Annotated in this window: 18 protein-coding genes and 1 pseudogene; 7 read left to right on the plus strand and 12 right to left on the minus strand. The window is 29.9% G+C overall.

The features are described 5' to 3' along the window. Positions 1-38: 38 nt before the first annotated feature. Genes JAO71_RS05650 through JAO71_RS05660 form a run of 3 tightly spaced genes read right to left on the minus strand, consistent with a single transcriptional unit; the run spans position 39 to position 1,897 of the window. On the minus strand, positions 39-587 hold the full coding sequence (locus tag JAO71_RS05650) for an RNA polymerase sigma factor (protein ID WP_202999475.1): 549 nt from the start codon (positions 585-587) through the stop codon (positions 39-41). Then, a complete protein-coding gene (locus JAO71_RS05655) occupies positions 578-1,690 on the minus strand; it encodes a glycosyltransferase (RefSeq protein WP_202999477.1) in 1,113 nt (370 codons plus the stop codon). The genes JAO71_RS05650 and JAO71_RS05655 overlap by 10 nt, the downstream gene beginning before the upstream one ends. Positions 1,691-1,693: 3 nt before the next feature. Further along, positions 1,694-1,897: a hypothetical protein gene (locus tag JAO71_RS05660; protein WP_028289631.1), complete on the minus strand. Its 204-nt coding sequence runs from the start codon at positions 1,895-1,897 to the stop codon at positions 1,694-1,696. Between the two features lie 199 nt (positions 1,898-2,096). Between JAO71_RS05660 and aqpZ the strand changes: the two genes are divergently transcribed. Beyond that, positions 2,097-2,786, plus strand: coding sequence for an aquaporin Z (aqpZ, locus tag JAO71_RS05665; protein ID WP_202999479.1), 690 nt, complete (start codon positions 2,097-2,099; stop codon positions 2,784-2,786). Between the two features lie 78 nt (positions 2,787-2,864). Here aqpZ and JAO71_RS05670 read toward each other — a convergent pair whose 3' ends face one another. Genes JAO71_RS05670 through JAO71_RS05685 form a run of 4 tightly spaced genes read right to left on the minus strand, consistent with a single transcriptional unit; the run spans position 2,865 to position 6,454 of the window. Then, positions 2,865-3,659, minus strand: a complete 795-nt coding sequence (locus JAO71_RS05670) for an anti-sigma factor (protein ID WP_202999481.1) — start codon at positions 3,657-3,659, stop codon at positions 2,865-2,867. A gap of 4 nt (positions 3,660-3,663) precedes the next feature. Then, positions 3,664-4,200 carry an RNA polymerase sigma factor gene (locus JAO71_RS05675; RefSeq protein ID WP_028289634.1) on the minus strand — a complete coding sequence of 179 codons (537 nt, stop codon included), beginning with the start codon at positions 4,198-4,200 and terminating at the stop codon, positions 3,664-3,666. Positions 4,201-4,250: 50 nt separating this feature from the next. Then, positions 4,251-5,264: a UDP-N-acetylmuramate dehydrogenase gene (murB, locus tag JAO71_RS05680; RefSeq protein WP_202999489.1), complete on the minus strand. Its 1,014-nt coding sequence runs from the start codon at positions 5,262-5,264 to the stop codon at positions 4,251-4,253. After that, positions 5,264-6,454, minus strand: coding sequence for a pyridoxal phosphate-dependent aminotransferase (locus tag JAO71_RS05685; RefSeq protein WP_028289636.1), 1,191 nt, complete (start codon positions 6,452-6,454; stop codon positions 5,264-5,266). Before JAO71_RS05685 ends, murB begins: the two co-directional genes overlap by 1 nt. Before the next feature lie 134 nt (positions 6,455-6,588). On the opposite strand from JAO71_RS05685, the gene JAO71_RS05690 reads away from it, so the two are divergent. Continuing rightward, positions 6,589-7,920: an aspartyl protease family protein gene (locus JAO71_RS05690; RefSeq protein ID WP_236011177.1), complete on the plus strand. Its 1,332-nt coding sequence runs from the start codon at positions 6,589-6,591 to the stop codon at positions 7,918-7,920. Positions 7,921-7,977: 57 nt separating this feature from the next. On the opposite strand, the gene JAO71_RS05695 is transcribed toward JAO71_RS05690, so the two are convergent. Then, complete coding sequence (locus JAO71_RS05695; protein WP_028289638.1) at positions 7,978-8,403, minus strand: DUF1573 domain-containing protein; 426 nt, start codon at positions 8,401-8,403, stop codon at positions 7,978-7,980. 183 nt (positions 8,404-8,586) lie between these two features. Here JAO71_RS05695 and JAO71_RS05700 point away from each other — a divergent pair, with 183 nt between their 5' ends. Both JAO71_RS05700 and JAO71_RS05705 read left to right on the plus strand, forming a co-directional pair. Continuing rightward, the gene (locus JAO71_RS05700) at positions 8,587-11,223 is read left to right on the plus strand and encodes a valine--tRNA ligase (RefSeq protein WP_202999496.1); all 2,637 of its coding nucleotides are present in this window, start codon (positions 8,587-8,589) and stop codon (positions 11,221-11,223) included. A 233-nt stretch (positions 11,224-11,456) separates the two neighbouring features. After that, positions 11,457-12,173 carry a hypothetical protein gene (locus JAO71_RS05705; RefSeq protein ID WP_202999498.1) on the plus strand — a complete coding sequence of 239 codons (717 nt, stop codon included), beginning with the start codon at positions 11,457-11,459 and terminating at the stop codon, positions 12,171-12,173. A 97-nt stretch (positions 12,174-12,270) separates the two neighbouring features. On the opposite strand, the gene JAO71_RS05710 is transcribed toward JAO71_RS05705, so the two are convergent. The 4 genes from JAO71_RS05710 to JAO71_RS05725 form a co-directional block, all read right to left on the minus strand. Next, positions 12,271-13,188, minus strand: a complete 918-nt coding sequence (locus JAO71_RS05710; protein WP_202999506.1) for a PKD domain-containing protein — start codon at positions 13,186-13,188, stop codon at positions 12,271-12,273. Between the two features lie 239 nt (positions 13,189-13,427). After that, a complete protein-coding gene (locus JAO71_RS05715) occupies positions 13,428-14,006 on the minus strand; it encodes a hypothetical protein (protein WP_116824199.1) in 579 nt (192 codons plus the stop codon). An 89-nt stretch (positions 14,007-14,095) separates the two neighbouring features. Continuing rightward, the gene (locus tag JAO71_RS05720; protein ID WP_202999508.1) at positions 14,096-16,666 is read right to left on the minus strand and encodes a CHAT domain-containing protein; all 2,571 of its coding nucleotides are present in this window, start codon (positions 16,664-16,666) and stop codon (positions 14,096-14,098) included. Positions 16,667-16,670: 4 nt separating this feature from the next. Beyond that, entirely contained in the window at positions 16,671-17,090 is a 420-nt protein-coding gene (locus JAO71_RS05725; protein WP_116824201.1) for a hypothetical protein, read from the minus strand. A 156-nt stretch (positions 17,091-17,246) separates the two neighbouring features. Here JAO71_RS05725 and JAO71_RS05730 point away from each other — a divergent pair, with 156 nt between their 5' ends. From JAO71_RS05730 to JAO71_RS05740, 3 genes and pseudogenes are all read left to right on the plus strand, one after another. Then, a complete protein-coding gene (locus JAO71_RS05730) occupies positions 17,247-17,810 on the plus strand; it encodes an RNA polymerase sigma factor (RefSeq protein ID WP_202999510.1) in 564 nt (187 codons plus the stop codon). Then, on the plus strand, positions 17,807-18,619 hold the full coding sequence (locus tag JAO71_RS05735) for a tetratricopeptide repeat protein (RefSeq protein WP_202999511.1): 813 nt from the start codon (positions 17,807-17,809) through the stop codon (positions 18,617-18,619). Before JAO71_RS05730 ends, JAO71_RS05735 begins: the two co-directional genes overlap by 4 nt. A 220-nt stretch (positions 18,620-18,839) precedes the next feature. Next, positions 18,840-20,787 (plus strand): annotated as a pseudogene (locus tag JAO71_RS05740) (hypothetical protein); the annotation flags it as partial.

Genomic DNA, 20,787 nt, shown 5'->3' on the forward strand with positions numbered 1-20,787 from the left:
ATTCAGGAAGTAATTGTTAAGTAAAACTATAAGTGTAACTAGCTTTTTTGAATGATTTCAGAAAGCAATTTTTTAGCACGAAGTAACTTTACTTTTATGTTATTTATAGGTTCTTTTAATTGAGCTGAAATTTCTTTATAACTTAATTCTTGAAAATATCTTAAATGAATAACTTCTTGGTAATGAGGTTTTAGCTTTTTAATATCTCTTAATAAGTTGGCTAAATTTTGTTCCGTTATTAATTTATCTTCAACTGAAGGTGTTTCGTCTAAAACGTTGTAAACTTCATTATTATCAGTTCTGGAAATAGCTTGTTTAATGGAGTGCTTTTCTTTTCTAATAATATCTATATGAATGTTTTTTGAAATGGTTATTAACCAAGTACTAAACGAATAGTTGTTGTTATAAGATTTAATTTTGTCAAAAGCCTTAGAAAAGGTTTGAATGGTGACATCTTCGGCATCGTTTTCATTCTGAATTCTTTTTAATTGAAAACCATATACTTGGTCCCAAAAAGTGTGTAGTAGATAGTTAAACGCTTTTTGATCGTTTTGTTTAGCTTTGTCTATGATGTCGTTTATTTCCAATAATTAGGTTTTGAAATTTTATTAGTTATAAAGATACTAAATTGCATTATAATTAAGGTGATTTCTAGTATAGGAAGCAAGAATATTGTGTCTATTTCGTTTAGTTTTTTTGCTGAAAACCCTAAACTTAAATACTGGCATAAAAATCTTAAAATAACTAATCCTAAAGCAAAAGGCCACAAATAAGTCGTGTAAAGTAATGTAATACCCAAAGTCCAGAATAAAACTTGGGTAATATAAAACAAGCCTAACAATAATTGATGTTTTGTTTTATAGTATTTAGCTGTAGATACATGCCTTCTTTTTTGTTTAAACCAATCTTTAAAATTGGTTTTGGCAACAGATACTGTAAAACTGTTTTTTTTGTATTGGATGACTGTGTTTTTTGATGTAGCGACTTCATTTATAAATAAATCATCATCACCAGATCTTACTTTCATGTGTTTGATAAAACCATTAACATTAAAAAACTCATCTCTGTGATAGGCTAAATTACGTCCAACTCCCATATATGGTAATCCTATTTTAGCATAAGAAAAATATTGAGTAGCTGTCAATAAGGTTTCAAACCTGATAAGTTTGTTTAGAAAAGAGTGTTTAATTTTATTGTAACCTCCGTAACCCAAAACAATAGTGTTTGTTTTGGTAAAACTAGAACTCATTTCTTTTATCCAATGTTTAGATAAAGGTTTGCAATCGGCATCAGTGAATAGTAAATGATTGTTTGTAGCAGCTTTAATACCTAATGATAATGCGTATTTTTTATTTCCCCAAAATGCTTCAATGTTTTTAACATTGACAATTTTTATATTATCATATTTAGATTTGAAGTCTTCAAAAACCTCTAAAGTGTCGTCTTTAGACGAGTCGTTGATAAGTACAACCTCAAAGTTATGATAGTCTTGATTTAAAACACTTGGAAGAAAATTTTTAATATTTTCTGCTTCGTTTTTAGCACAAATAATTACTGAAACGGGAGGTGTTTCAGATGTAGTTTTACTGTGTTTTAAAAATGCAAAATTTCCAAAAATCAAAGTATAATACAATACTTGAATAACTACCACAGTTGCAAAACTGTAGAATAATACCTCAAGTATTAGCATAGATTACGAGTGTTGAGGTTCGCTACAATTTTCAAATTGGTCTGGTGATTTACCGCAAAAACCACAAGCTTCACCTTCTGTATTTAACATAGGGTTTTGACTTGCGCATGTACCTGCAAATTTACCGTCTTTTTTTGCCCAAATTTTAATTGCAATACCTGCAAAACCTAAACCTAAAAGGCCTAAAGTAAGTAATAAAAGTTTCAAAATAGTTGCTTTTTTTAGAATTACAAAGATACGGTTTTTTCGAAAACAAGTTAATGTTTAACGTTTCAATAGTTTTTGTTAGGTTGATTTGAACATTAAAATCAGTTTTTTAACGAAAAAGTTATTTAGATAAATCTAAAGTGGTTAATTCTTTATTTTTTTTATAATTTAATGCTCTAACTTTTTAACAATTTAAATTATGAAAAAATTATTTGCAGAGTTTTTTGGAACTTTTTGGTTGGTTTTTGGTGGTTGTGGTAGTGCCATTTTTGCTGCTGGCTTTCCGGATTTAGGTATCGGCTTTGTTGGTGTGTCATTAGCTTTTGGTTTAACAGTATTAACTATGGCTTATGCAGTTGGTCATGTTTCTGGTGCGCATTTTAATCCTGCTGTTTCAATAGGGCTTTGGGCTGGAGGAAAGTTTCCTGCTAAAGAGCTGCCTGGTTATATCATTGCACAATTAGTTGGTGCAATTGTTGCTGCTACTGCTTTGTTATATATTGTATCTGGTAAAGCTGGTTTTACTGATGTTGGTGGTTTTGCTGCCAATGGTTATGATGCATTATCACCTGGAGGATATTCCATGATGTCTGCTTTAGTAGCCGAGTTTTTATTGACTATGTTTTTTTTATTAATTATTTTAGGTAGTACATATCCTAAAGCACCAAAAGGCTTTGCAGGAATTGCAATTGGTTTGGCTTTAGCTTTAATACACTTAATTAGTATTCCTATTACTAATACTTCTGTTAATCCAGCAAGATCTACTAGCCAAGCATTATTTGCTGAAGGAGGAGACTATCTTGGGCAATTATGGTTATTTTGGTTAGCTCCAATTGCAGGTGCTATTGTAGCAGGTTTAATACACAAAACCTTTTTTAGTAAAGACTAATCAAAATAAAATAGTATTATATAAAAAAAAGCCTCACTAATTAAGTGAAGCTTTTTTTTATTGTTATTTTAATACTACTTACTCATTAAGTTTTAAAGATATCTCTGCAACAGGAGTATCGTTTGAGCGGACTGGACTTCCTCCTTTAGGCTCTATAGAAATGCTTAGTCCTAAAGCATCTTCTGTATATGGAATTTCTTGAAGTCGTCTATCAGCTTCACTCAAAACACCTAAGTTTACCATTTTACCTTGTAATTCTGCCCAAATTTGATATACTTTATCATCAGGTAATTGTGGCAAGGATACAACATCAATCATAGATTTTTTTTCTTCTGGATTAATGTAGGCTACCGTTTTTAAGTTTTTAGCTCTAGTATTTCCTTTTAAAACGTATTTTTCAGTTTCAGGATTGTTTAATTGCTTAAACTGATCTAGTAATTGTTGTAATGTACTGTTGTTATTTGCAATATCACTTCTAAGATCAAAAATCTCATCTGCAATGGTTTGGTTTTCGCTTGATAATTCTTTGTTTTGTTTATAAAGATATGCAGAGCTTCCAGCAAATAGTAATGCAGCAACACATGCAGCAATTGCTAAACTGTACCATTTTTTAGTACGTTTAGGTTGTAAAGTAACTACAGGTTTGTCATCTAAAGCTTCAAAAATATTATCTAATACTAATTTAGGTGCTTTTACAGCATTTAATTGAGTTGTAAATTCTAATTGGTCTTGCAGCCTGTTGTAAGCTTTTTTAACTTCCGGAAATTCTGAGATATAATGTTCAACCTCTAAAGTTTCGCTAGCAGTAGTTTGTCCTATTAAGTATTTGTTTAATAAGTCAGACTTTAAAAATGTATTTATTTTCTCATTCATCATTCTACAATTGAGGGTTGTAAATTTTTTTTAATTCACGTAATGCAATTTTTAATCTTGATTTGATAGTTCCTAACGGAATATTCAACTCATCACTTGCTTCTTGTTGGGTCATACCTTCAAAAAACAGTGCATTCACGACAATCTGATATTTTTGGTCAAGGGTGTTTAAGTGTTTTTTTATATCTAAAACATCCTCGTTTAAACTATTAGTTGTCAATTTATATACGTTAGAGTTTTCAATTTGGACTTCTTTATTTGATTTATTATTTACAGATCTAATTTTATCTATTGCAGAATTGTATGCAATACGATATAACCAGGTAAATAATTTAGCCTTATCAGGATTATAACTTTTACCTTTTTTCCAAACTTTTATAAGGGTTTCTTGAAGCACGTCTTGGGCTAAATCATCATCCGAGATCACCTTTTTTATAACACCAAACAACGCGTCAGCATAGTTTTCGTATAATAATGTTATGGCTTGTTTGTCACCATTTTTAAGATGTGCTATTATATGTTCTTCTATAGAGAAATTCAAGCTATTATTTAGGGTTTGTTAGTCTAAAGTTTTAAATTGAAGTCCGTTTATTAAAAAATATTGACTTCGGTTTCAATTGAAATATTAAATATACGATAAATAGTATGTTGTATCAATTTTGAAAGCTCTAATATATCCTTTCCTTTGGCATTATCATAATTTACTAAAACTAAAGCTTGTTTTTTATGGACTCCGTAATTGTCAAAAGTTTTTCCTTTAAAACCAGCAGTTTCAATTAACCAACCAGCAGGAACTTTTACTTCGGTTTCAGAAATAATATAATGTGGTGCATCAGGAAAATTTTGTTGTAACTGTATAAATCCCTCTTTACTAATGATTGGATTTTTAAAAAAACTTCCACTATTACCAATTTCTTTTGGATTAGGTAATTTGCTATTGCGTATCGCTATTACAGCTTTTGAGACCTCCTGAATAGTAGGTTTTGAAACATTCATTACTTCTAACTGAGAACTAATAGCTCCGTAATTAGTGTGTAATACGTGATTTTTAGTTGTTAGTTTAAACGTAACATTAATTATGATGTATTTGCCTTTTACACTTTGTTTAAATATGGAATTACGGTAACCAAAATTGCAATCTTGATTGGTGAAAATTTCAGTTTTTAACGTTTCTAAGTTTAGTACTTCACAGGTGTAAAAATTGTCCTTAAGCTCTACACCATAAGCGCCTATGTTTTGTATTGGACTAGATCCAACGTTGCCAGGTATTAAAGAAAGGTTTTCTAAGCCTCCAAAATTTTGTTGTAGAGTCCACAATACAAAGTCATGCCAATTCTCGCCTGCTTTTGCTTCAATAAAAACATGGTTTTCTGTTTGGGATACAATTGATTTTCCTTTTAAATCTAAATGAATCACTAGCTTGTCCATATCCTTAGTCAAAAGCATGTTACTTCCACCTCCAAGAATAAATTTTTCTATGTCTTTTTCAGAAGAATAAACAGCGATTAAGTCATCAATAGTTTTAACCGAAACAAATTGTTTGGCTTTGACATCAATACCAAAAGTATTGTATGGTTTTAAGGATATGTTATCTAATATTTGCACTAATCTTTATATACTTTTAAAGCTTGTTTAATAATATTTACAGCTTTTTTTAAGCTTTCGGTGTTTAAAACATAAGCTATACGGATTTGGTTTAATCCAACTCCTGGTGTGCTGTAAAATCCAGCAGCAGGAGCAACCATAACAGTTTCTCCGTCAACATCAAAAGACTCTAATAACCATTGCGCAAATTTATCACTGTTTTTAACAGGTAGTTGTGCTATGCAATAAAAAGCACCTTTTGGGTTAGCCACTTGTACACCTTCAATTTTATTTAATTCTTCAATTAAAACGTTTCTTCGTTCTACATATTCTTCAATAACATCATCAAAGTAACTTTGAGGCGTGCTTAAAGCAGCTTCACTAGCAATTTGAGCTAGAGTAGGAGGACTTAATCTTGCTTGAGCAAATTTTAATGCTGTAGCAATGACCTCTTTATTTTTAGAAACTAAACATCCAATTCTTGCTCCACACATGCTATAACGTTTAGAAACCGAATCTATTACAATTGCGTAATCGTCTAGCCCATTTTCTTGCAGTATTGAATAGTGTTTTGCTCCATCATAAGCAAACTCTCGATAGACTTCATCTGCAATTAAAAACAAATCATGTTTTTTAACAATGTCTGCTAGTTTTTTTATTTCTTCTTTTGAATATAGGTATCCTGTTGGGTTACCAGGATTACAAATTAAAATAGCTTTTGTTTTAGGTGTAATAAGTTTTTCAAACTCCTCAATAGCAGGTAAAGCAAAATTGTCTTCTATTTTTGAAATTACTGGAACAACCGTCACGCCAGAAGCAGTAGAAAAACCGTTGTAATTTGCATAAAATGGTTCTGGGATAATTACCTCGTCATCAACATCCATAATGCTTCCAAAAGCAAAAAGTAAAGCTTCACTACCACCTGTTGTAACTATAATGTCATCATGTTTTACATGGATGTCATTTTTTGAATAGTAATCAGCGATTTTATTTCTATAACCTTCAGATCCTTCAGACCTTGTGTAAGCTAAAATGTCTAAAGAGTGAACTTTAACAGCATCAAGAGCAACTTGAGGAGTCTTAATATCAGGTTGACCAATATTTAGATGGTATACAGTTTTTCCTTGTTGGTATGCTTTTTCAGCAAAAGGAACCAATTTTCTAATAGGTGATTGAGGCATTAATTGCCCTTTTTGAGAAATTTTTGGCATTTTCAAAATTGTTTAGATTGCAAATTTGCAAAAAATAATTGTAAGTATTCTTTAAAAAAATAGTTTTAAAATGGTTTTAATGTAAAAGATTAGTAAATTTCAGTGGTACATAATTTTTACACTAATAAATGCTTTTGAATCGAATATTTATACAATTATTTCTACTGTTTTCTTTAACCGCTTTTTCTCAAAGTCAATATAAGTTAGTTGAAGGTGTTAAATCTGATAAAATAAGGTTTCAACTTGTTAATAATGTCATAATTATCCCTGTTAATGTTAATGGAGTTGATTTAAAATTCCTTTTAGATACAGGAGTTAATAAGTCAATAATTTTTAATTTTTTGAAAGATTCGGATTCATTGAAAATTTTGAATGCAAAAAAAATAAAACTTAAAGGTCTTGGTGATGGTGAATATGTAGAGGCTGTAAGGTCAAGTCATAATACATTTACTATTGGAAATGCAATAAATAAAAACCAAGTATTTTTTACAATTTACGATTCAAATTTAAATTTTGGGCCTAAATTAGGATTGCCAATTGATGGTATAATTGGTTATGATCTTTTTAAAGATTTTATAGTTGAAGTTAATTATTCAAGCCAATATATCAGGTTGTTTGATCCATTTAAATATAAATATAAGAGATGTGCTAAATGTGATGTGGTTAATATGAGTCTTTTTGGAAACAAACCTTACATACAAGGAAAGGTTGAGCAAGACTCTAAAGAGTTACCAGTAAAATTATTAATAGATTCTGGTAGTAGTGATGCATTTTGGCTTTTTGAAAATAAAGAAAAGGGATTACGCATCAATACTTCTTTTTTTAATGATTTTCTGGGAGCCGGTTTGAGTGGTAGTGTTTATGGAAAACGATCTAAAATTCAGAAATTTAGTATTGGAAAATTCACATTTGATAATCCTAAAGTCGCATATCCTGATTCTTTATTAGTCAAAAATTTGACAATTAGACATGATAGAGATGGATCAATAGGTGGTGAGGTTTTAAAGAGGTTTAATTGTATTATTGATTATCAAAATGCTAAGATTACACTTAAAAAAAATAGCTTAAATAAATTGCCATTTAACTATAATAAAAGTGGTCTTCAAGTGGAAAATGATGGTGTTAGATTGATTAAAGAGATAGATGTTAATTCTAGTGGAGGTGGTTTGTCAGTTGTTAATGGTCGTATAGTCAGGGTTGAAGCTGTTGTAGGGCCATCTGAGAAATATATAGTCAAGCCATCTTATTCTATTAAAATTATTAGAGAAGGTTCACCTGGAGATTTAGCAGGATTGAGAATTAATGATGTTATTATTTATATAAACGGAAGGAGTACGCACGACATGACTTTAAAAGAATTAGTAAGTTATTTTTATAAGAAAGCAGGAACTAAATTAGAAATAAAAGTTTTGAGGTATGGTTTTGAACGTGTTTTTAATTTTGAATTAAAATCTCCAATAGAGTAAATAAAAAAAAAGCCGAAAACAATATGTTTTCGGCTTTTTAAATAATATTAGTGAGGGTTATTTTTCCATCACACTTTTTCCTTTTTTCTCTAAAACACTAGTTTTAGAAGGATCAATAACTGTCCCTTTTATTTTTAAAGATACTGTTGGTGTTTCAGCATTAGATAAAACAGTAATCGTTTTTCTAATTGGCATTACTCTATTAGTATCATATTTTACTTCAATTTCACCAGTTTGACCAGGCATAATTGGATCTTTTGGTTTTTTTGGTACTGTACATCCGCAACTAGAACTAACTTTAGATACAATTAAAGGTGCGTCACCAGTGTTAGTAAATTCAAAAGTTCTAAGTCCGTTAGCGCCTTTTTCAATTGTTCCGTAATCTATAGTCGTTTCTTTAAACTCAATTTTTGCCATTTTTTCTTGGGCATTCATTGACAAACTAACTAGTCCGATAAATAATATTGTAAATAATTTTTTCATTATATTAAGATTTTAGGTTCGTAAATTTAATCACTTTTTATTCCTCTTGCAAAATTTTTAGATGTAATGCACACTTGCAAATGCTTATAGCGTATTTATCGATACATTATTCATCATTAAAATTTTCCAAAAACAGAAATATAAGTACTTTTGTAAGATATATTTCAAAAACTATTCCAAAGTATGCAAATTCCATCAAAATATAATGCTATTGAAGCAGAAAACAAGTGGTACGATTACTGGATGAAGAATAACTATTTTCATTCTACTCCAGACGAAAGAGAACCATATACCATCGTAATTCCTCCGCCAAACGTAACAGGAGTCTTGCATATGGGACACATGCTTAATAATACTATACAAGATGTTTTAATTAGACGTGCACGTTTACAAGGTAAAAATGCGTGTTGGGTTCCTGGTACAGACCATGCTTCAATTGCAACCGAAGCTAAAGTTGTCGCTAAATTAAAAGAACAAGGTATAGACAAAAATGACCTGACACGTGACCAATTTTTAGAACATGCTTGGGAATGGACGGAAGAATATGGAGGCGTTATTCTTGAACAGCTTAAAAAATTAGGTTGTTCTTGCGATTGGGACCGAACCAAATTTACGATGGATGACGATATGTCTGAAGCTGTCATAAAAGTGTTTGTAGATTTACACGAAAAAGGTCTAATTTATAGAGGTTACCGTATGGTTAACTGGGATCCTGAAGCAAAGACGACTTTGTCTGATGAAGAAGTTATCCATGAAGAACGTCAAGGAAACCTTTATTATATAAATTATAAAATTGAAGGAAGTGACGATACCTTAACTATTGCAACAACACGTCCAGAAACAATATTTGGAGACACAGCAATCTGTATTAATCCAGAAGATGAGCGTTTTGTACACTTACGTGGAAAAAAAGCCATAGTACCAATTAGTAATCGCGTAATACCAATTATTCAAGATGAATATGTGGATATTCAGTTTGGTACAGGTTGTTTAAAAGTAACTCCTGCGCACGATGAAAACGATAAAAACCTTGGAGATAAACATAAACTTGAGGTAATAGATATTTTTCATGAAGACGCGACATTAAATAGTTACGGTTTACAATTTGAAGGTCAGGATAGATTTGTAGCAAGAAAAAATGTTGCAAAAGAATTAGAAAATATAGGTGTTTTAGTAAAAACTGAAACACATTTAAATAAAGTAGGAACCTCTGAACGTACTAAAGCAGTTATAGAGCCAAGATTAAGCGACCAATGGTTCTTAAAAATGGAAGAGTTGGTTAAGCCAGCAATTGAGGCGGTTTTAGGTGAAGATGCAGAAATTAAGTTATTCCCGAAGAAATTTGAAAATACCTATCGTCATTGGATGGAAAATATTCGCGATTGGAATATCTCTCGTCAATTACTTTGGGGACAACAAATTCCTGCATATTTCTATGGAGACGGAAAAGAAGATTTTGTAGTTGCCGAAACGATAGAGGAAGCGCTTGAGAAAGCTAAAATCAAAACTAATAATTCAGATTTAAAAGTCGAAGATTTAAAACAAGATACAGATGCTTTAGATACTTGGTTTAGCTCATGGTTATGGCCAATGTCTGTTTTTGATGGTATACGTAATCCAGAAAACGAAGAAATAAAATACTACTATCCAACTAACGATTTAGTAACTGGACCAGATATTTTATTCTTTTGGGTAGCGCGTATGATTATTGCTGGTTACGAGTATAAAGACCAAAAACCATTTAACAACGTATATTTAACAGGTTTAGTACGTGATAAGCAACGTCGTAAAATGTCTAAATCTTTAGGTAACTCACCAGATGCTTTAAAGTTAATTGAAGATTACAGTGCAGATGGTGTTCGTGTAGGATTACTTTTAAGTAGTGCTGCAGGAAACGACTTGATGTTTGACGAAGCGTTGTGTCAACAAGGTAAAGGTTTTGGAAATAAAATTTGGAATGCCTTTAACCTTACTAATTTATGGGAAGTTAGCGATAGTATTTCGCAGCCAGATTCAAGTAAAATAGCTTTAGATTGGTATGAGTCTAAATTTAGTGAAGCATTAGTTGAGATTGAAGATCACTTTAGTAAATACAGATTAAGTGACGCTTTAATGGCTATTTATAAATTAATTTACGACGATTTTTGTGGATGGTTACTGGAGATTGTAAAACCAGCATACCAGCAACCAATAGATGCTATAACTTATAATAAAGTAATGGCAATATTTGAAGATAATCTTAGGGTATTACATCCATTTATGCCTTTCTTAACCGAAGAGATCTGGCAATATATTGCTGAAAGAACTCCAGAAGAAGCATTAATTGTTGCTAAATGGCCAGAAGCAAAAGCAGTAAATAAAGAGATTGTTTCTCAATTTGAATTTGTGTCAGAAGTAATTTCAGGAATTAGAACCGTAAGAAAAGAAAAAAATATAGCCTTTAAAGACGCTATAGGTTTTTCGGTAATTAATAACGAAAATTCTAATACAGATTTTGATGCAGTTATAGCAAAGTTAGGTAATTTAGAGTCTATCGATTATGTAAGTGAGGCTGTAGAAGGTGCATTGACGTTTAGAGTAAAATCCAACGAGTATTTTATACCTATGGAAGGTGCAATTGATGTTGAGGCAGAAATTAAAAAATTAACCGAAGAATTAAATTATACGGAAGGTTTCTTAAAATCTGTTCAAAAGAAACTCTCTAACGAGCGTTTTGTGGCAGGAGCACCAGAACAAGTCGTTGCATCAGAAAAAAAGAAAGAAGCAGACGCTTTAGCTAAAATTGAAACATTAAAGTCTAGTTTGTCCAATTTGAAATAAGTGTTGGACTAATATATACTAAGCCTCTCCATATGGAGAGGCTTTTTTTATTTGTTAACAATTTAAAATATCAATAGTTTTAAGTCGTTTAATTAACAGTTTTTAGTGAATTTAGAGGTTAAAATGTTGATTTTTATGTTAAAACAGGTTTGTTTTTTGTGACTATTTTATAATAAATCTTTCTATGTTACTCTATCTGTCCGATACCTTTGTATCAAACCAAAATTGAAACTATGAAAAATTTAAAAAAGACAATCGGACTATTGACATTAACAGGAGTATTATTTACATCTTGTATGGATGAGAAAAAAAATAATAATTCTGAAGAAATAACAGATTCTGAAATGAATCAAAACGCTAATGTTGCGCAAGAATTAAAATCAAAGACTTCAAGTACTGATAAAATGTTAGCTACCAATAGTAATGATTTAAATTCAAAATCTAATACGATAACTACCACTTCTGGAGCTGTTGTAAATAGAACACTAAACACTAAGGTTAATGCTATGCAAATTAGTGGTTGGGATGCCTTTAATACGTTGTCGATAGAAATGAAAAAGTTAGAAGGAGCCGATTTTACTACAAAATCTGCAGCCATTCCTAATTTAGAAGCAACTATAGCAACATTGCATAGTACACGTCCTGATTGGATGAAAACTGAAGAAATAACCGAAGATATAGAAGATGTTCAGAAAGAATATAATGAGTTTATTAAAGAACAAAACGGTAAAGACAAACGTAATGTTAGAAACCTTGAAGAACTAAATGAAGCTTATGACGATTTAGTTGAAGAAATTAATGAAACTTTTGATGAGTACGTTACCATTAATCGTAAAGCAAATGAAGAGTTTAGAGAAGAGATGGAAGACGATGGAGATATTGATGACGCCAGAGAGGAATATAACGAAGAGATTAAAAAACTAAATAAAGTAGCAGACGATAAAAAATAATTTATTGTTGATTTTAGATTAAAATGAAAAGCCTTTCCAATTTTGGAAAGGCTTTTTTTGTTAACGATTAATTGATTAAAGTTATTTAATAATGACATTAATTTGAAATAACAACTTTTTTTGTATCAGTAATTTTTCCGTTTCTCAATAATTTTAGGATATATATTCCGGGTTTAAGTTTACGAACATTTAAGGATGTTTTTTCATTTTTATTTAAAGAGATTTTTTCTTTAATTTCTCCATTCATGTTAAAAACCAATATTTCTGTTTTAGCGTTTTTATTTATTAGATTTTTATCAATTTCAATATTTAAAGTATCCTTTAACGGATTAATGCTTATTTTAGAGAATCCACCTGTGCCTCCTGGGTGTAAATCTTCTGTTCTGCTAAAAGAACATTGATTCCCTTGCGAGTCTGTAACTGTTACAGTTGCTGTGACTTCCCAAAATCCTGAACAATTTGATAAATCGACATATGGTTGCTCATCATACGACCAAGTGTAATAACCAGTTGATTGACAAGTGAATTGCCAGAAGTATGTTGGGTTACTCCAACCAGAATTTATAATAAGGCTTCCATTTGGAATAAAGAATTTTACATTTTCGTTTCCTAATAAATTAAGCTGAGTAATGCTATTAACGTTTCCACAAGGTTCAATACAATTAATGTTTAATGTTTTTGTAGTAACATCATTACAGCAATCTTCTGTGGTATTATTAAATCCAACAACGGTTAATCTTACTGAATAATTTCCATTACTTGAATAGCTATGTGTTGGGTTTTGTAATGTAGAATTAGTTCCATCACCAAAATCCCAAAAATAACCAAGTATTGTTGTCGTTGTATTAGAGGATGGGTTTGCATTAAAAACAACTGTGTCGCAGTTTGATTTATAGTAACTGAAGTTAGATGTTAATTGACAGGAATTTATGTTTATATTTTCTTTTTTGTTTTGTGCTTTAATATTCCCTGTTGAGGAGATTAGTATTAGTAATAAAAAAAAATAGTTTTTCATATATAAATAGTTTTGATTTTTAAAATCTGAATATTTTAAGACGTAATCTCAGAACAATAAAAATATGTTAAATATTAGATTGGTTTGTTTTAAGTTGAATTCGGTGCTTTGAGCATTCGTTTAGTAAACATTTAAGAATCTATTTTAATTAATTTTTAAAATTTAGAAATTCTTAAATGTTTACTTAAGTATTATTCTAATGTTTTAATAAGATAGTTTTAATACAAATTCTTTCATTGTTACATAAAGCTTAGAGGGCTAATTTCTCCATCATTACAATCATCAGTAGGGTTGTCAGATAATGGTTGTTGTCCCCAAAAAGCTAGATAGCCAGCTTTATAACCCTTAGTATTGTCGTTGTCAGATGAACTAGGGTTACACCATTGTCTAAAGTCATTGTAAACAGTAGCCATTGTTTGTAAAATAATGCCAGAATTGTTGAAAGTTTGTGACTCAATACTTAAATGGTCAATAATTGTGAATGTTGGATCATTCATGTCTTCATCTGAGGGATGAGCATTGTGTTTAAATGTTAATGAAAGTGTTTGGCATTCTGGATATTCATAATCTTCAATAACTTTATTATAGTCTTCTATATATTTTTCAATACCTTTTTTATATCCACAATCATAATCTAAATTACTGAAAATTCCAAAACCTCCAATACAAACATATCTAGCCGAAGTTTCAGTGTCTGAATTATTAATAATTTTAGTTTCTTGGAAGTTTTTTTTATCTTCGGAAATTTCTGTTTTACTACAGTTAAATAGGGCTAGGGTTAATAGGGTGATTGAAATAAAATAAACCTTGTTTTTCATAATAAATAGTTTTTAATAATTAATTAAATGCTTCTTGTTTTTATAGAAGTTTGATAAAAGCTATCTTACTAGCTCTTTCAATATTATGTTCAATTAAACTTTATTATGTTACCCAGCATTTTTGATTTTTTTATAAATAAAATAAGGAAAACAGCTAAAATTACAGCTATAGCATTGTAAATCAGTTGTTTGTGATTTTTTTTTAGTTGTATTGCAGAGTCATCTCCAATTAAAATTAAAGATGACCAGTAATAAGGAGATGCTTCACTTAAATTATGTGTTTTTAAATAGTCTAATTTTGCTTGTCTTAAAGCAGCGCTTTTTGTGAAGCCTTTTTTTAAGTACTTGTAAAAATTAATTGTAATTTCAGAGTTAGATTTGTCATTCACATTCCAAAGTGATGACACGACACTTTTAGATCCAGATCTAAAAAAGCCTCTAGCTAAACTAAAAACACCTTCTCCCTTTTTTATTTCTCCTAAGGATGTTTTACATGCATTTAGTACAACTAATTCTGCTTGATTTTTGGTTTTATAAATATCATCTAAATATAATTTTTGATCTTTAAAAGCAATCCAAGGGTTTATAGAGTCGCTTGCATTAGCATGAGAAGAGATGTTTATAATATTAAAATCGTTAATATTTCCTTCAAAATTTTTTAAAACTGCTAGTTCTTTTTCAAAATTTTTACCATCTAAAATTTCGGATATTTCTTCAGATTCAATAAGACTATAATTAAGTGTCTCTAGTTTGTCATAATTAAATGCGTAAGGTGCAAAACTAATAAGCTGTTTTTTGGGCTCTCTTTTAATAATATTATTCTTAATTAAATAAGAGTAGGAGTAAATATAGGATGTTTCAAAAGTTTCAATTAAAAATTTGTTATTATAATTCAAACTTTCAAAAGGAATATTTTGAAGGTTGTAATCTGGACTAATTATTAGTTTAGTATAGTTGTTTTTATCTAGTTGAAAAGGTAGTATTATCTTGGTTATTTTTTTTGATAATACCTCTAATTTTTTTAGATTACTTCTATCTGTTATTGGTTTAGATATTAATTGTAGATAAGATGTTATGTACTTTGCTAGAATATCTAAATTACAAATTTTATATAGTTTTATGTAATGTTTTGATACGCTTATTAAATAACCAAAGTCATCATTAATAATGTAATCTAATAAGACTGTGTTTAAGGGTAGATTATTTTGAACTTCTTTTAAATCCATGATTTTAGATTCATTAGAAAAATCTACTGTTTTGTAATCAGACATTTTAAGGTTTTTAAAGATTTCAAAGTTTATTTCATCGTTTTGATTGTATTTTTGTTTGTTAATATTTTCAAGTAATAATATGGCTTTATTTTTTTCTATAAAATAAAAAGCAGATTTAGTGTCATTTAAAAAGTAGCAAGTTTTTGTTGCTTCTGTAAAAAGTCGTGTAGCCTTTTCTTGCCAAAACAATTTTGAGCTAATACTATTGCTTTCATATCTTACTAAGTCAAGTAGGTAGTCACATTTTTTAAAGGTCTTTAATGCATCTTCGTATTTACTTAATTTGTTTAAAATAATACCTTTGTCTATTAATTTATTAAGTAAATAAAATTTGTGCTTATTGGTTTTTAAAAGTTCTTTTGATAAACTGTCTTGTTTGTTAGTAGTTAAAAGATTAACAGCTTTATTGATGTTTTCTAGAGATAAATTTAATTGTTCTTTTTGTTTATAGTAATTTGATAGGTTAGAATAAATTGTTGATGAAATTAAATTTTCTGTAGAATATTTTAAACTCTTTTTGAAGTGATCAATTGTGTTATTTTTATCTGCTGCTAAATGGAGAAACCCTATACTGTTTAAGATGTTTGCTATTTCTTGAAAGTCTTTTGTTTGTTTGGCGATTTTTAAACTAATTTTATAATTGTTATATGCTTGTTTAAAATTGGACTTTTTGTTGAGAAATAAGAATTCATTATATAAATCTCCTAGACTAGTGTATGTTTCTAATATTCTTTTTTTAGTAGTTACGTTTTTATTGTCATTAATGATTTTGATGGCGCTTTGTAAAATAAGAACACCTTTACTAAATTTTTTTTTAACTTTTGTTTTTTTTAAATTAATGCTTGCTTCGATACATATTCCTATGTAAAGGTTTAAATTTGTTGTTTTTGCATAAGTCAATGCTTTGTCATAATATTTCTCTGCATTATAATAATCACCAAGAACAAAAAAAATTTGTCCTATTTTTTTATAAGATTTAGCTGATTCAACCTCAAAACCTGATATTAATGTTGCTTGATTATAATAATACAAAGACTCATAATATTCTTTTATTAAATAGTTAAAATAACCTAGGTTTTTTAGTAGTCTTTTTCTTATTCCATCATTTTTAGTTTTTTTTAATTCTTTATGGTTTATTATTTTTTTATTGATAGAAATAGCTTTTTTTAAATTTCCATTTTTCCAAAACCATCTAGAATATTCATGTATATCATAAAAATTGTCGTAGTTAAAATTAGAAAAGAGACTATCTAAGATAGTCTCTTTTCTTTCTTTTGTATATTCTTTAGAGTTTATCGTTTCTAAATAGTAGCTCGAATTTTCTTGTGAAAATACTTTGTTGCAAATAGTTAATAATATTAAAAAAATAAATATTTGTTTATTAGACATGTTTTTAATTAAAAGGCTCGCTGTTATCATCTCTGTATGGATCTGGGTCTATTCCATTTGGTATACCGTCAAAATCACAATCGGCATTATACCAAATTGGGTTTTCAGGATCTGGTATGCTTCCTGTTGAAGATTTACAAGGATCATTTGGATCTGGGTCTGATTTGTCTGGGTCACCATCACCATCATTGTCACCATTACTATTACCATCTTCATCTGCTTCATTATCGGTTCCTCCATCACCTGTGCCTCCTGACTCAGTACAATCACATGGATTAATAGCAGTAAATCTCAATGATTCTTCACTTAAATCTTCTTCATTTAATTCATCCTCAATATTGTTAACGCTACAGTTAAAAAGACATATTACAAGTGTTAGTAGTAATATTCTTTGAGCTGAATAATTTACTTGTTTAGTTTTCATATAAAAGTTTAAATTTATTATGTTTTACATAATCCAGTTCATAAATATATATATTTGTTACCCAAGGCCAAATATTTTTTTAGCCATTTAAAATGCATACTAATATTTAGGTCTAATTTTTGTCGCTTACCTCGTGCTAATCAATAAATGCTTTTAATGAATAAAAATGATTACTTTATTACTGGTTTACAGACCAAAAATGAAAAAGTAATACTAGAAATATATAAAACTATTTACCCAAATGTTAAACGGTTTGTATTACAAAACTCAGGTCAAGAGCCAGATGCAGAGGATGTTTTTCAAAAAGCTATACTGCAAATTATGGCTCGATTACAGGTTCAAAACATAGAAATTAAATCTACATTTGATGGTTATTTGTTTACCGCATGTAAAAATTTATGGCGTCGTGAGTTAAATAAAACAAAAAATGTGGTAACAATTGATCAACCCATTGAACCTGATGATGATATTAACGATTTAGCACAGTCAATATTAGAACAAGAAAGGTGGGAGTTTTTTCAAGAAAAGTTAGAGTTGATTTCTGGTAATTGTAAGCAGATATTACAGCGTTTTTTTAAAAAAATTCCTTATAAAATTATAGCTAAAGAGTTAGATTATAATGATGAAAATGTGGTTAGACAGCGTGTGTTTAAGTGTAAAAGTAAATTAACAGAAATGATTAAAAGTGATAATCGTTTTAATCAATTAAAAACATTATGAGTATTTCTGAGAAATTAAAAATACAGGTGGATGATTATTTGGATGGTTTAATGTCTGATTCTGAGTTGTCAAAATTTACAGAAGAATTATTTTCTAATTTAGAATTGCAAAATTATGTAGCAATTAATAAAGAAATGCGAATTCAGTATAATGATGAGGATTGGCAGTTTTTAGAAAAACCATCTTCAGATGAGTTTGACGATTTAACTAGTTATCTTAATAGTGATGATGCTAGGTTGTTGAAAAACACTTTAACAAAGGTCTCCTCTGCGTATAATAAGGATAATAATGCTCAGGCATCAAAAACAAATAAGGCTAAAGTTTATTCCTTTTTTGCTATTGCGGCTTCTATTGTTTTGATTATTGGTCTCTTTATTTTAAATCGTGATACAAATTTGTATAATATCTACAACTCTTGGGAAGAATTACCATCTTTAATAGAAAGAGGTGATGTACAAAGTGATGTATTGCAAAACGCTGAAAACGCGTTTATTAGTAAGGATTACAAAACAGCAAATAGTTTGTATCTTAAAGCACTTGAAAACCCAAGTTTAAATAATGTAAATGTTTATTTGTATTTAGGGATTACTCAGCTTGAATTAGGTAAACATGAAGAAGCTATAGCAACTTTTGATAAAATACTTGAAAGTGATAGTATAGACTTCTCTAAAGGGTATTGGTATAAGGCTTTGGTTTACTTGAAATTAGATAATATAGTTGAAGTAAAAAAGCAACTTAAAATTATCTTGAAAGATAAAAATCATTATATGTATGAAGAGGCAATTAAAATCTATAGTAAATTAAAATGAAACTTAAGGATTTTTGTAAGAAATACCTTTAGTTTGTTGTGGTAAATTCCTTTTTTTATGGTGTTTTTTTTGCTTTTTAACACCTTTACTAAAAACAAACACGTCTTTAATCGTAATTTTTGGCTATTTATCGAATGATGTAAAATGCTAACACTCAAAGTTTTTAAGCTAGCTTCTAATTTTGTTATTTTCGTTGTTCCCTAAATATAAACTAATTAGTATGCTCACTAAATCTCAATTATTATTAATGCTTTGTGCATTAATATTACCTACTTATTTATTTGCTCAAACAGGACCAGGTGGTGTCGGTAATTCTTCAAATCAAGTATTATGGTTGCAACCTGATAATTTTAGCTTGACTGACGGTTCAAGTATAGATATATGGAATGATACCTCAGGTAATGGAAATGCTTTAGGTCAACCTGATGCAACAATACGACCTAATATTGTTAATGATTATGTAAATGGTTATGATGCGGTTAGGTTTGATATTGGAAATAGAAGGCTTAGAAAAACTAATTTCACAAATTTCCCGACCACTCAAATAACAACTTTTTACATTAATAAAACTCTTGATTCTGGAGATGGAATTTTGTCTTACAATTCAACAGGAACCGATAATGATTATCTACTGTTCAATAGTGGAAATTTACAATATTATCGTGATGGTAATAAAGGTTTGAGTATCGATGCAAATGATGGTAACTGGCATATGGTAAACATGAGCTGGGTTAATACAGGTAATGGAGTGTTTTCTTATTTAGATGGTTTTTTAAGACGTAACGTCAGCCACAGAAATGGAACAAGTATTACTCAAGGAGGAAGTTTAGCTTTAGGTGCTGAGCAAGATGCAGTAGATGGTAGTTATGCTGCAAATCAATCTCATGAAGGAGATTTTACTGAAGTGATAATTTTTAACCAAGTAATCAATACTGCTGAAAGAATAATTATTCAAAATTATCTTACAGCTAAATATGGGTTAACATTAAACAATGCAGTTGACTTCTACCAACAAGACAATGCTGCTAATGGAAACTTTGATCATGACGTTGCAGGAATCGGTCAAGCCTCAGACGGTTCAAGTCATACAGACTCACAAGGAACAGGAATAGTTAGAATAAATACACCATCAACATTGTCTAATGGAGATTATTTATTTTGGGGAGAAGAGACTAAAGATCCAACTTATAATTTTTCAACAGAAACAACTAATTACAGAGAACAATTAAATTCAAAATGGCGAGTTAGCAAAGTCGGTGATTTAGGTACTGTATCTGTTAGTTTTGATATTTCAGCAATAGATTTAACAGGTAAGCAAAGTTGCCAACCACTACAATTAGTCGTTAGTAATGATAGTAATTTTACATCACCAACCACATATGATTTAACAGTTTCAGGGACATCAGCTTCAGCATCAAATGTTGCTTTTTCAGATGGAGATTATTTTACATTACGTTACTTAGATCAAATCGTTTGGGATGGTTCAGCATATTTTAACGGTTCAGGAACCTTAAATGCACCAGATACTTCAGATTCTTGTTTAAAACTAACGGTTAAAGCAGGTAGTTTAGCACTTTTAAATGCAGATGCTTTTGTAAGAGAAGTAGAAGTAGAAGCAGGTGCTACTTTTGAAGTTGTAGATGGATTATTATTAGAAGTAGAAAATGGCGTTAATAACAACGGAACGATTCAGTTTTCAGGCGAAGCGCAATTAATACAAAACCACACAGGACCAAGCTTAAATACAGGGAGCGGAATTTTAAAAATGACTCAAGAAGGGACTACAAATTTATATAATTATAATTTTTGGTCTTCACCAGTAAATAGATCAGGAGATTGGCAAGTTAGTTATCTAGAAACGGCTTCAGGTGCAGTTGGATTTACAACAGACTATGATGCCAACCCATCAGCTACACCAATAGAACTTAGTAGTTATTGGTTGTATACTTTTAATGATTTACTAGATAATTATGCTGGATGGCAACAAATAACACCAACCACAGGATTAATACCAGGTATTGGCTATACAATGAAAGGTTCGGGAAGTGGAGCTCCATCAGGCGAATCTTATTGGTTTAACGGTACAGCAAACGATGGAGATATAACGATTCCCGCTTTAGCAGGAAACCAGATTTTAGTAGGTAATCCATATCCATCAGCAATTGGAG

Source organism: Olleya sediminilitoris, from assembly GCF_016785945.1.
GTDB classification, from domain to species: domain Bacteria; phylum Bacteroidota; class Bacteroidia; order Flavobacteriales; family Flavobacteriaceae; genus Olleya; species Olleya sediminilitoris.